10 protein-coding genes, 1 tRNA gene and 1 pseudogene are annotated in these 12,353 nt (G+C 69.6%); 9 read left to right on the top strand and 3 right to left on the bottom strand.

From position 1 onward, the window contains the following. From KDL01_RS32900 to KDL01_RS32880, 5 genes are all read left to right on the top strand, one after another. Nucleotides 1-1,427 (top strand): LCP family glycopolymer transferase (locus KDL01_RS32900; RefSeq protein ID WP_212532582.1); only part of this gene is annotated, 1,427 nt, incomplete at its 5' end. A gap of 176 nt (nt 1,428-1,603) precedes the next feature. Continuing rightward, nucleotides 1,604-1,981: a ribosome silencing factor gene (gene rsfS / locus KDL01_RS32895; protein WP_212532581.1), complete on the top strand. Its 378-nt coding sequence runs from the start codon at nt 1,604-1,606 to the stop codon at nt 1,979-1,981. 107 nt (nt 1,982-2,088) lie between these two features. After that, nucleotides 2,089-2,772 (top strand): histidine phosphatase family protein, encoded by a 684-nt coding sequence (locus tag KDL01_RS32890; RefSeq protein ID WP_368861695.1) that lies wholly within the window; start codon nt 2,089-2,091, stop codon nt 2,770-2,772. A gap of 267 nt (nt 2,773-3,039) precedes the next feature. Continuing rightward, nucleotides 3,040-3,112, top strand: a tRNA-Ala gene (locus KDL01_RS32885). Nucleotides 3,113-3,263: 151 nt separating this feature from the next. Beyond that, a complete protein-coding gene (locus KDL01_RS32880; protein WP_212532579.1) occupies nt 3,264-3,812 on the top strand; it encodes a YcxB family protein in 549 nt (182 codons plus the stop codon). 40 nt (nt 3,813-3,852) lie between these two features. Here the strand turns inward: KDL01_RS32880 and KDL01_RS46160 are convergent, their stop codons facing one another. Further along, nucleotides 3,853-4,299 carry a nuclease-related domain-containing protein gene (locus KDL01_RS46160; protein WP_368861694.1) on the bottom strand — a complete coding sequence of 149 codons (447 nt, stop codon included), beginning with the start codon at nt 4,297-4,299 and terminating at the stop codon, nt 3,853-3,855. Nucleotides 4,300-4,591: 292 nt separating this feature from the next. After that, nucleotides 4,592-5,383 carry a YhjD/YihY/BrkB family envelope integrity protein gene (locus KDL01_RS32870; RefSeq protein ID WP_212532577.1) on the bottom strand — a complete coding sequence of 264 codons (792 nt, stop codon included), beginning with the start codon at nt 5,381-5,383 and terminating at the stop codon, nt 4,592-4,594. Nucleotides 5,384-5,615: 232 nt separating this feature from the next. Here KDL01_RS32870 and KDL01_RS32865 point away from each other — a divergent pair, with 232 nt between their 5' ends. Both KDL01_RS32865 and KDL01_RS32860 read left to right on the top strand, forming a co-directional pair. Beyond that, on the top strand, nt 5,616-6,659 hold the full coding sequence (locus KDL01_RS32865; RefSeq protein ID WP_212532576.1) for a hypothetical protein: 1,044 nt from the start codon (nt 5,616-5,618) through the stop codon (nt 6,657-6,659). Nucleotides 6,660-7,192: 533 nt separating this feature from the next. Continuing rightward, nucleotides 7,193-7,942 carry a hypothetical protein gene (locus KDL01_RS32860; protein ID WP_212532575.1) on the top strand — a complete coding sequence of 250 codons (750 nt, stop codon included), beginning with the start codon at nt 7,193-7,195 and terminating at the stop codon, nt 7,940-7,942. A gap of 75 nt (nt 7,943-8,017) precedes the next feature. On the opposite strand, the gene KDL01_RS45580 is transcribed toward KDL01_RS32860, so the two are convergent. Continuing rightward, complete coding sequence (locus KDL01_RS45580) at nt 8,018-8,911, bottom strand: ParB and winged helix-turn-helix domain-containing protein (protein ID WP_212532574.1); 894 nt, start codon at nt 8,909-8,911, stop codon at nt 8,018-8,020. A 401-nt stretch (nt 8,912-9,312) separates the two neighbouring features. Between KDL01_RS45580 and KDL01_RS32850 the strand changes: the two genes are divergently transcribed. After that, nucleotides 9,313-11,910, top strand: coding sequence for a BTAD domain-containing putative transcriptional regulator (locus KDL01_RS32850; RefSeq protein WP_212532573.1), 2,598 nt, complete (start codon nt 9,313-9,315; stop codon nt 11,908-11,910). Between the two features lie 78 nt (nt 11,911-11,988). Then, nucleotides 11,989-12,353: pseudogene (locus KDL01_RS32845) on the top strand (hypothetical protein); the annotation flags it as partial.

Raw genomic sequence — 12,353 nt, 5'->3', positions numbered from 1 at the left:
TCTCCACCCGGCCCAAGCTGCGCCCCGAGCCCACCGCCGAACCGTTCAGCTTCGAGTTCGACCCCGACGCGGACGACGCCCCGGCCGCCTCGTCCACCGCCACCGCGGCCCGCCCCGCCGCCGGCCGACCGGCCGACAAGGACGGCTACCGGCCCAACGACTTCTCCTTCGTGGACGAGGCCGACGAGCCCGACGTGAAGGGCTGGCTGGAGTTCAGCGAGAGCCGCGCCGACGCCCGGGCCGAACGGCTGCGCCGCCTGCGCACGAAGCTCGTCGCCGTGGTGATCGTGCTCGCCCTCGCCGGAGCCGGCTACGGCGCCTACAGCCTGTTCGGCGGCTCCACCCCGACCGCCGCCGCGGCCGCCACCAAGTCGATGCTGTTGTTCCAGCTCGACGACGCCTCCGGCGACTCCGTCGGCGACGCCCTGCTGGTGACCAACCGCGGCGGCGCCCAGGACGGCTCGGACGCCACCGGCACCGGCGCGGTCGTGATCGTCCCGGCCAAGATGCAGATCCAGTCCGACTTCGGCACCCAGCCGTTCGGCGGCGACATGACCGGCAGCCCGATCGAGCCGCCCGCCGACGACAGCGAGGTCGCCGCGACCCTCGGCGTCACCCCCGACGGCGACCTGACCATGGACGAGACCACCTTCGGCATATTCGTGGACGAACTCGGCGGCCTGACCGTCACCACGAACACCGCCGTCCCCGCCTCCACCGCCGACCCCTCCGGCGTGAAGCAGGGCAACGGGCTCACCCTCACCGGCGCGCAGACCGTCGCCTACGCCACCTACCAGGCCTCCGGCGAGTCCGACAGCGCCCAGGCGGTCCGGTTCGGCCAGGTCGTCACCGCGCTGCTGGTCAAGCTGCCCACCTTCGGCAACGCCGTCACCGCCCAGCTCAACCAGCTCGGCCTGATCACCAAGCCCTCGATGCCGCTGAGCAAGCTCAGCCCCATCCTGGCCGCCCTCGCCGCGCAGCAGCAGGCCGGGAAGATCACCGAGGCGGTGCTGCCGCTGAGCCAGGACGGCACCGACGCGCTCAACTACACCGCGGCCGCCCCCCTCGTCAGCAAGCTGCTCGGCGGCACCATGCAGGCGGGCGCGTCAGCCGGCCAGGCCGCGCGCGTGCTCGTCGAGGACGGCACCGGCCTGTCGAGCTCGAAGGCGCAGGCGCTGCTCGCGGACGCCGAGGCGGCCCTGCAGAACGCCGGCTACACCTTCAACGCCGGCTCGAGCGTGTCCGAGCAGGCCAAGACGGTGGTCGAGGTTTCCTCCGCGTCCCAGCAGAGCCTGGCCCAGCAGGTCGCCACCGCCCTCGGCCTGAGCGGCAGCACGGTCAAGATCGTCTCCGGCCTCGCCCAGGTGGACGACGTCACCGTCGTACTCGGCGCCGACTGGTCCCAGCTGGCCGGCAGTACCCAGTAACCAGCACCCAGTAAGCAGCCGCCCGCGCCCGCGTGCGGTCCCCGGCGGCCCTGCGCGGCCCCCGGGTGGCGCCGTGCTGCACCCCCTCGGGTGCAGCCGGTCGCCTCGAAGCCGTCCCCGTGCACGCCACGTGAGATCCTGGGCTCAGCACCAACCGACCAACGAGGGGTATCCGAGTGACAGCGACCGACCGCGCCAAGGACCTGGCGATCGCCGCCGCCGAGGCGGCATCCGACAAGCTCGCGCACGACATCGTGGCGTACGACGTGAGCGAGGTCTTCGTCATCACCGACGCGTTCGTGCTGGCCTCCGCGCCCACCGACCGCCAGGTGCGCGCGATCGTGGACGGCATCGAGGAGCGGCTGATCGAGCTCGGCGCCAAGCCGGCCCGGCGCGAGGGCCAGGAAGAGGGCAGGTGGGTGCTGCTCGACTACCTCGACATCGTGGTGCACGTGCAGCACAGCGAGGAGCGGGAGTACTACCTGCTGGAGAAGCTGTGGAAGGACTGCCCGCGCATCGAACTGCCTGAAACCGTGACCGGGAGCCGGCCGTGAGCACGGTCGACCTCAACGCCGGTGACGCCCCGAGCAGCGGCAGCGCCCGCGACGTCCCCGCGGGGCGTCCGGGCGACCGCCACGCCTACTACGTCACCGGCCGCCGCATCGTGCTCTGGCGTCACGGCCAGACCGAGTGGAACCTCGAGGGCAGGCTCCAGGGCCAGACCGACGTCCCCCTGGACGAGATAGGCCGCGAGCAGGCCCAGACCGCCGCCCGCCTGCTTGCGGCCCTCGAGCCGTCCGTCGTCATCTCCTCAGACCTGGACAGGGCGGCCGAGACGGCCCGCGCCCTGGCGCGCCTGGTGAAGCTCGAGGTGGAGCTGGACGAGGGCCTGAGGGAGACGTACGTCGGCACCTGGCAGGGTCTGACGGACGAGGAGATCAAGACCAAGTTCCCGGACGAGTACGCCGCCTGGCGCAAAGACCACTACCACCAGCGCCGCGGCGGCGGCGAGGTCGAAGCCGAAGTAGCCGACCGCGCCGTAGCCGCGATCGAACGCGCCCTCGAGCGCGTCCCCGACCGCGGCACCCTCGTCGTGGTCACCCACGGCGGCACCGCCCGCGTCTCCATCGCCCGCCTCCTCAACCTCCCCGAGCAACTCACCGGCGTCCTGGGCGGCCTGTCCAACTGCTGCTGGTCCATCCTCGGCGAAGGCCACCGCGGCTGGCGCCTGCTCGAGCACAACGCCGGCTCCCTCCCCGAACCCGTCATCGGCGACGACGCCAACGACACCGAGGACGCCGACGACGCCGACGACGGCGACGACGGCGACGACGGCGACGCGTGACGTACGGCCGTCACGCACGTGGCTCAGAGCGGCGTGTGGCGGCGTGCGGCGGGGCATACCGCGGGCGTCGCCCGCACCGCCCAACCCGCTTCTGAGCTGCGGCGGATAACCGATTTCCCATCCGGCCCCCGCGTTGGCTAATATGGGCGAGCCCGCCCGGGAGCAGCAAGGATCCACTCGGAACCGAAGCCTGTGACCGGGGGGACCACCCGAATCGGTGTAGTAAGATCGACGCCGGAGCGAGTGAACAAAAAGAAGTACCTGCAAGGGGCCATAGCTCAGCTGGTAGAGCATTTGTCTGGCAGACAAAAGGTCAGGGGTTCGAATCCCCTTGGCTCCACAGAGATCAGGGCCGGTAATCCGTTGAGATTACCGGCCCTGACTGTTTTGCCCTGGAAGCCGAGGGCGCGTGTACGGACGCATACTCGGTGCGGTTGCGATCCTGCGGCGGACTCGCCAGTATGTAGCCGCTGCGGTGCAGGGAGGGGCCCATGTTCATCTGTCTTGATGACCGGCTCGGGGACGACGAGTTCGCGCGGGGTGTCATCGCGGCGTTTCGGCGTCGGCTCAGGGCCAACCAGGTCGTGGGTGCCCTGTACGGGCTGGTGCTCGCAGTGAACTATGCACTCAGCTCAGCGAAGCACATGCGGCCGTCCTTGATGCCGTCGGTTCTGCTGTCGGTGGTGGCGCTCTATCTCATTCTCTCGCCATGGCTGCGCAGGCTGGTCCTGAAACGGCAATGCCGGAAGGTGCAGGTCCAGGGTATGGGTGTCACCTTCACTGGCGAGGGTGCGAAGTGGACCTTCCAGCTCGAGAGTGGGGAGTGCGGCGGCCACTTCAACGGATGGGGTTGCTACGTCAAGATCGTGGAGGCTCCCGAGTTCTTTCTGCTCTTCCCGAGCCGCAAGCGGACTGTTGTGGTCCCCAGGAGGGCCTTCAGCCCGGAGCAGGCGGACCGGTTCTCCCGGTTCGCGAACTACGGGTTCGCCGAGGCGCGTCTGGTGGAACCCGAGGTCGGCGTGCAGGCCACGCACGTGTGACCGGGTCTGTGCACGACCGGCTGGCAGTGACGGTTTCCGGCTAGCAGCAGTACGGCAGTGGGTACCTGCTCCAGCCCCTGTGAGACGTCAGGCGAGCCAGATCTCTGCCCGCCGGGCCACGCTGTAGACACGGTCTTGTTCCTGCGCCGAGTACCGAGTGGGAAGGCGTCGCAGTGTGCGGTCTATTGTCCTCTCCGCGGGCGATGAGGACATCCCCGCGGTCGGCCTGCAGACTGATGGAGCTTGCGCCGACGAAGGCGAGGACGGGCGTGACTGCTACGGGTGCGCCCACGGCGCCGCTGAGGATCCGGCTGGCCGATGCGGCTTCACTGCGGCTCCTGGGGAGGTAGGGCTTGTGAGCGCCGTTCACGGCCAGGGCGTGTTCGCCCACCCAGATACGGGCATCGCGATGATGCTTCGTGTTGATCGTGAAGATGCCGGGCGGGCCGATGACGATGTGGTCGATATCTGCGCCGCTGCGCTTCACGACTGAGGCGAGGACGTGCCATCCGTCGTGCTCGAGTCGCTGAAGCCGCTTGCCCGTCCCCGGCTCATCGACGTAGAGCCGATCTTGTCCATGTCTCTGCCACCTGCGCACCGTCAGTGCCACGTGGACCGTCCTCTGCGTCCGAGTCGTTGTTATCACAGAGTACGTACTTGTGCGCTGGTGGATCGACAGCGCGTGGGAGCTCGGAACCGGTAGAGCCGGGGCCAGGCCGGCCGGCCACTTCGGCCGACCACCTCGGCTGGCGGTGTCGGGGGTGTCGGTGCGGACCGGACTATCTGATGAGCCGGTCGCGGCGGCATTGTTCGCCGAGTAGGGCGGCGCCGAAGACCACGAAGCCTAGGCCTACCATCCACGTCACCACGATGAGGACGGTGCCTACGGCGCCGTAGGTGTTGGCGGCGTCGACGACCATGGGGGCGAAGACGAGTCTGGAGAAGATGCGCAGGCCGAACAGTCCGATCATCGTGAGGATGGCGCCGGGGAGCAGGGCGCGCCACGGGATTCTTCCGCCGAGCAGGATCCACTGGCCCCACCAGAACAGGACGATCCAGAGCACTCCGCGGATCAGGCCGGTCCAGGCGTGCACGCTGTGGGAGCTCAGGGCGACCACGTACAGCTGGCCGGTCAGCGTGGCGAGCCAGAGCACTTGTTGCCAGAGGCGGTGCCGAAGTTGGGGGCGCAGGTCCCAGGCCTTCTCGTAGCCGGTCTGGACGCTGGAGGCGAAGCTCTGGCCGAAGACGCACACGACCACAAGGCCGAGCACGTCGGTGCTGCTCAGTGCGCCACGTGACTGGGCGAACAGTTCCTTGACGATGTGCTCCGACTGGCCGGACAGGCCCATGCTGTCGGCGACCCACTGGCCGAAGCCGCCGTAGTCCACGGGGGAGGCGTCGGCGATCACGATGAGCAGGGGCATCATGGCGACGAAGCCGAGGGCGGCGAAGCCGAGGGCCCGGTGCATCAGTTCGAGTTCGGATGAGCGCCGGCCCACCTGGACGGCCCGGGCGACGGTGGGGCGCTCGGGCCAACGGCTCGGTCTCCAGTTGCGTCGTCGGGGCTGCATGCCTGATCGCCCTCCGGAAACGAGGCTGTTGCGGCGATGCTACGCATACCGGGCAGGCGCTGGCTTGATGGCGCGCGGGAGGGATGCTTGGTGAAGTCATCCCTTTGTCATACAGCCGGGTCGGCCTGAAGCCTGCCTGCCCGCCCGCCCGCCTGCCCGCCCGCACGGGCGGGGCGGCGTTGGTGGGTACGATGGCCGCGTCATTCGCGATCTACAGTCTCGGAGTTCTGTGATGGTTCGGGTCACTCCGCCTCGGCCTCTTGACATCACCTCAGTCTTCCCGGAACTGGCCGGCCTCTCGGCGACCGCGGTGCGCCTGCATCCGCGCCCCGGGAAGCCCACGGAGTGGGACAGCTCCGTCGGCGGGCCGATCCTGTGGCCGCCAGACGAGCCGTGGCCCACCTGTCAGCTCGACCACGGGCCGTTCGATCAGGTCGAGATCTCCAGTCCGGCCGACATTCGGGAGACACGCCGGCTGCTCGAGGCCGCCGCGTCGGCCCATCGGAGCCTGACTGAGCAGGAACAGGACGAACTCGAGGACAACCTCGAGGACCACAGGGCCAGGTCGTGTGACTCGCCCGATGAACTCGAGTTCCCCCTGCTGCCGCTGCTCCAGATCCACGCCCCTGACGTGCCCTGGCTCGAGATGCCGCACGGGGCGGAGCTCCTGCAGGTCCTGTGGTGCCCGCTCCTTCACGATCAGACCGATTCACCGTCCAACGGGGTCGGCGCCCCCTGGATCAGCGTCCGGTTCCACCTGGACATCGATCCGCTGACGCTCTTCACGCCGCCGGCGCCCCAGCTGATCGAATACGACTGGTTCGTGCCCGAGCCGTGCGCGCTGCACCCCGAGCCCGTCACCGAGTACCCGCAGCCCGCTGCCCTGGACCGTGGGCTCGCGCAGCGCGTCGAGCAGTGGGAGCGCGACGAGTACGGCAGTGCCGAGGGCGTGGGTACCTACGAGCGAGTGTTCGCGACAGCCCCGGGATGGAAGCTCGGCGGCCCCCCGCAGTCGAGTTTCGGCGATGAGCGCGCCGCGATCCTGTGCGTGTGTGGTGCGCCGATGCGGTATCTCTGCACCGTCCCCAGCTGCGAATGGGACGCGGGCACGGTCAGTTGGGCTCCGATCGAGGACGTCGGGCTTACGGAGGTGCGTCCTGGCGAGCGGCGCGCCAGCGAACCGACCTGCGTGCGCGTCGGCGACAGCCAGCGCCTGCGGATCTTCGTATGTCCGGCGGATCGGGATCACCCCGTGCGTAGCGACATCGTGGTCTGATCGGCGACGGGCTTGATCTGCCAGCGGGCGAAGCTCGTGGTCACGGGGGGGGTAGCGGCAGCGGCGATCGCCGGTAGGCAGTGGCGAACTGAAGTAGTGAACTGAAGTAGTGAACAGACGCGATCAGGGCCGGTAATCAGTTGAGATTACCGGCCCTGATCGCGTTTTTTCCCACCGGGTCGGTCGCGATCGGTCGAGCGGAGCGCGCTGCATAGCGGCGCAGAACGGGGCGGGCGTCTTGAGCGTGTACGTGTCCTGGCGAAGGGTGAAGGCGCCGCCGACGGGGGAGGAGATCACGCCCGCCGCCGCCGCGGAGAGCGCCTACGCGGCGGCACCGGAGCGACGGCGCTCATCCTCATCTCCGCCATGCCGACGACGCGGTAGAGCCGCGGCCGCGGCCGAGGCCGTTCTCGGCCAGGAGTGAACACGTGGCTGGTTGGTCGGGCAGCGCCTTACGCTTCGAGCGCCCGAGCCGGGGGGCTGCGGGCGCCGCAGAGCGGACCACGAAAGCCACAGAAAGCGATACCAGACTGATGAGTTTCTCCATTTCGGGCAGGGGCGCGCTCGCCCTCATCGGCTGCGCGGCGCTCTCTCTGAGCGTTGCGGGCTGCTCGTCCAGCGGCTCGAACTCGGGGGGTGGCGGCTCGACGGATGCCCAGCCGACGGGGTCCGCCTCGTCCGCGTCGGCTGCGGCCGACCCCAATGCGGGGCTGCCGACCGGGGCCCAGCTCAAGACCGACCTTCTCAGCACGGGCATTCCGGCCGGGTACGCGCTCGACGCCAGCGGCAGTGTCGACACCGGTTCGGACTACCAGGCGCCCTCGGCCTCCATTCCGAGCGGTGCGAGCGACTGCTCGAGCCTGGGGGGCACGAGCTGGGTGAGCCTCACGGGCTTCGGCTCGGTGTCGTTCGCCGAGAACGACTACATCGACAAGGACACCTCGGAGGAGTTCGCGCAGGAGATCGACGCGTTCCAGGGCACGAAGGCCCAGGAGGTCATGACCGCGCTGTCCCACATCGTGGCCAAGTGCCCGACGTACAAGGATTCCCAGACCAGCAGCACGGTCAAGATCTCGGTCGTCACCAGCGCGTCCCCCGGCGACGGCTCCGTCGTGATCACGCTCTCCGACCCGCAGTGGGAGGGTTCGACCACCCTCGAGGCGATTCGGGTCGGCCACACGGTCGCCACGGTGTTGAGCTCGGCGAACTCCGGCAGCGCCGCGTTCGCGAAGTCGACGGCCTCCAAGATCGCCGCGCGGCTGACCGCGGCCGGCGTCCAGTAGCCGGCGGCAGTGTGCTGTGGCCCGGCACGGGGGTCCGGACCACAGCACACTGCGGCGTTCAGGTGCGCAGAATCGTCAGCCGAACTGCGAGCGCCGCTTGAGCTCGTCGGCGAACCGGCTCCACGTCTCCGAGAAGTTCTCGGCCAGTTCGATGACGATCTCCGCCCGGTGCGCGGGCACGACGTCGACCAGGTTCGACCACTGGGCCGGCTCGATGGTCTGCGTGACCAACATCCGAAGCAGGCCCCTGCCTTGCTCGTTGAGCCTGAGCGAGGGGTCGGCCGCCAGCATTCTGACCAGTGCGCTGGGAAGCACTCGGCCGCCGGGTTCGGTCCGTGTCGCTTCGGCTTCCGTCCCCTCGGCCGGGGCGCCCGCGTGCGGCTTCGCGTCGAGCAGTTCGCGGCGCAGCGCATGCGCCCGGCCCACGGAGATCCCTACGGTCCTCGCCAGTTCCCGGACGCTCGCGGCGGGATTGCGGGCAAGGGCCTCGAGTGCGGCACGGCGCGTGTCCCCAGGGCTGAGCCGGTGGACGCGGCCGTCGAGCCCGACCCTGTGGCCGCTCGCCTCGGCCGCGTCGGCCTGGCGTCGGCGTAGGGCTCCCACCGTGTTCGGCGAAAGGCCCACGGTCCTCGCGATCATCCGGTCCGACCACTGGGGATGCGTCTCGAGGATTCTGCGTCCGGCGGCCCGGCGATCTTCCAACGACAGGGGGAGTCCGTGGCTCGCGTTGGCCTGGACGGCACGGACGAAGGCCTCGGCCTCGTCGCAATCGATCAGCTCGGCCGCGATTGTCGCCTCTCCTCGCAGGATGGCGGCATGGACCCGGTGGACTCCGTCGATCACGCGGAGAGTGCGCAGATGTACGAGTACGGGAGGCAGCATCGACGCGGCGAGCTGAGCCAGCGCGGACACGTGCTGCTTGTCGATGCCGCCGAGGCGCGGCGAACCGGACAGATCGAGCCGTCCCACGGGTATCGAGGCCGATCGCGCCCGAGAGCCGGGCTCGGGGACGGCGCCGGGGCCGGCGCCGCAGCCGGCGCCGTCCCGCGTCGCCGGCAGCCGATGAACGGTCGGCGGCGTCTGGCTCGACGGGACAGACTCGAGTAACGCGGTAGCGGAATGCATCATGTTCCCTTGCAGGCGGTATCCGGATCGGCGGAGCTCGGGATTCGGCGGAGCGCACACGCGCAATCCGCCGGCATGGCATCCGTCTTCGAGAAACCCTCGCTGACCTGCGGCACATCCATCCAACATCGAGCCAACACGCGCTGCATGCGACGACTGGTCGAACTCTGCGCCCTCAGTCACCCCGCGAAATGCTGTACTTGTGTCGGCGACGGCAGACGACTCGGCGGGTGGTGTTGGTGTACATGCGGTTCGGGTTGCTCGGTCCCGTCACGGTTCAGCTCGACGCGGCGGGCGCGCCGGTGCGGATCGAACAGCGCATGCCTGAGATCCTGCTCGCCGCCCTCCTGCTCAACGCCGGAAAGAGCGTGCCCACGGTCAAGCTGACCACGGCGCTCTGGGGGTACGACCCGCCGCCGACGGCCGCGTCCTCGCTCTACAACCACGTGGGGCGTCTGCGCCGTCTTCTCGGCCCGGAAGGCGGCGGGCGGATACGTACCGCGTCGGTCGGCTACGTCATCGATGTCGAATCCGGGGAGCTGGACACCGCGGAGTTCGCCGCACTGTGCGCGAAGGCGACCGAGCTGCGTGAAGCCGGTGCCTGGGAGGGCGCGTCCGAGAGTTTCGCGGCGGCGCTGTCGCTGTGGCGCGGGGAGCCCGCCGAGGGAGTGTCAGGGCTCGAAGAGTGGGAGGCCCGCGTCCAGGAACTGCGCGAAACGCGCCTCCAGGCTCTGGATGCCCGTATCGACTGCGATTTGCGCCTGGGCCGGCACCGGCAAGTCACCGCCGAGCTCCAGTCATTGGCGTTGGAGTACCCGCTGCAGGAGTCGTTCCACAGACAGCTGATGCTCGCGCTCTACCGTGGCGGCCGCCAGAACGACGCGCTCAGCGCCTACCAGAAGCTGCGCCAATCGCTCTCACGTGAGCTCGGGATCGACCCCTCGCCCGCTGTGCAACGAATCCACGAGGCGATACTCGACGCGGACCCGCAGCTCGACGCGTTCAGCGATGCCGACGCTCCTCGCGCCGTCGTGTCGGTCGTCGACGCGCCGCCCGCGCCCGTCGAAGGGGCGGATCGGGTGGACCGCGAGGTTCGGCAGAGCATGCTGAACGGCATCCCGGTCCTGCTGTGCCCGGCTCTGCCCGGCTCCCGACAGCATGCCGGAATCACCTTCCGCGTCGGCATGGCCGATGAGCCGTTGGCGCGCGCGGGGATGACGCATCTGATCGAGCATCTCGCGCTGCACCGGCTCGATGTGAGTGACGTGCACCACAATGGCGCGACAAGTTCGACGGTGACGCATTTCCTCATGCAGGGCAGCGCGAGCGAAGCGGTCGAGTTCATCCACAGCGTGTGCGAAAGTCTGCACGATCTGCCTTTCGAACGGCTGGAGACCGAGAAGTCGATCCTGTACACCGAGGCGAGCCACCGCGAGCTCGGGTGGGCCCGCGTGCTGGCTGCCTCGCGCTACGGCGCGCGCGGCTACGGCATCCCGGGCTTCGGCGAGTTGGGGCTTCCCGCGGTCACGCCGGACGACCTGCGCGAGTGGGCCTCGAGGTATTTCACCCGAGACAACGCGGTGCTCTGGTTCAGCGGGGACGAGCTTCCGGCCGGGCTCGACCCGCGGCTTCCCGCCGGGCAGCGCAGGTCCCTGCCCACACCCTCCTCGGTATTGCCGACCACGCCCGCCTACATCTCCGGCGGGCCGCAAGGGCTCGTCGGGTTGAGCGCGGTGGTAGGCCGGGGACCGGCAGCGAGGCTGTTCACCGAGCTCCTCGAGCGAGAGCTGGTCAAGCACCTGCGCCACGAGAGCGGCCTGTCCTACGCCATCAGCGCCGACTACGCCGCGCGCGACGCCGGACGCGCCGAGATCCACGCGACGGCCGACGCGCTGCCGGCCACCCAGGACAAGCTCATCAGCTCCCTCATGGACGTTCTCGCCCGGCTCCGGGAGGGCGAGATCGACCCGGCGCTGTTGGAGGTCGTGCGCGGCCGGGTGCTCGAGGCCCGCCAGGCGCCGGACGCGGCCGCGCAGGCGCTCCCCGGCCTCGCCGCAGACCTGCTCTTCGGCCGACCGCTGACGAGCGAGGCCGCTCTGCTCGACCGATTCCGCACCTCGACGGCGGAGGACGTGCGCGCCGCGGCCGCCGAGGCGTTGGGTTCCGCGTTGTTGTTGCTTCCCGGGCACAGCCCCGACGTGCAGAAGGCTGGTTACGCCCCGGTCCCGACCGGCTCGGCGGTCACCGCGATCGGCCCGACCTACCAGGGATTCGACGGTCCCGGTACGCAGCTGGTCGTAGGCGCTTCGGCGCTGAGTCTGCACCGGAACGGATCGTTCGCCACGGTCCAGTATGCGGAGTGCGAGGCGATGCAGGCCTGGCCCGACGGGGCGAGGCGACTGTGGAACCGTGACGGAGCCCGGGTCGCCATCGAGCCGAACCTCTTCGCCGCGCCCCCAGGTTTCCTCGCCCCCCTCGACGCGGCGATTCCGGCGCAGCGCGTCATATGGCAACCCGCTCGCGACCCGCGCCAGATCCCGGTGTACCCGCCGGGTGTGGAACCGAAGTGGGTGCAGGACCGGCGCCCCACGCGGACGGTCGCCGCGAGAATCGTGCGCGCCCTGGTATACACCGGCTTCTGGGCGTTCTTCGTGGGCTCGGTGATCTTCACCACGCTGTCGATCATCGTGTGCTTCGACACCGATCCCGCCGACGGCGTGACCTTCGGGGTCGTGCTCCTGGTCTGGCTCTTCGACCTGGGCGTCTGGGTGCTCCCCACCGTCTTGCTCGGCCGCAGGCTCCGGCGCTACCGGAGGGCATGGGAATGGGACACACGGGCTTAGGCCGCGTACGGAGCCGTGTCGGGGGATCGCTGTAGGGTCGGGGAACTTGGCGGCGGCTGGAGCGAAAGGCGGAGTGGGATGGGCGCGAAGACGGTTCCGACGGACGGGGATGTCGGGCGGCTGCATCGGTGGTTCGCCGTGGAGCTCAACAACGGGACGTGGGATCTGATCGACGGGGGGCTGTCGGAGAAGAGCCCGGTCGAGGAGCGGGAGCGGGCGCTTTACGGGGCTTACGCGTCGACTTATCACTGGCTGCAGGTGGGGAATGTGGACAACCACGGGCGCGGTGAGTATGTGATCGCGACGGTGGCGTGCGTGGTGGGGCTGCTCGATGTGGCGCAGGCTCACGCGGCGCGGTGCGAGGAGCTGATGGCGTCGGAGCCCGCTGCGTTCGAGGACTGGGATCGGGCGTTTGCGGCGGAGCTGCGGGCGCGGATCGCGGC

The organism is Actinospica durhamensis, assembly GCF_018139695.1.
GTDB lineage: Bacteria > Actinomycetota > Actinomycetes > Streptomycetales > Catenulisporaceae > Actinospica > Actinospica durhamensis.
This window is presented reverse-complemented; position numbering and strand designations above follow the sequence as displayed.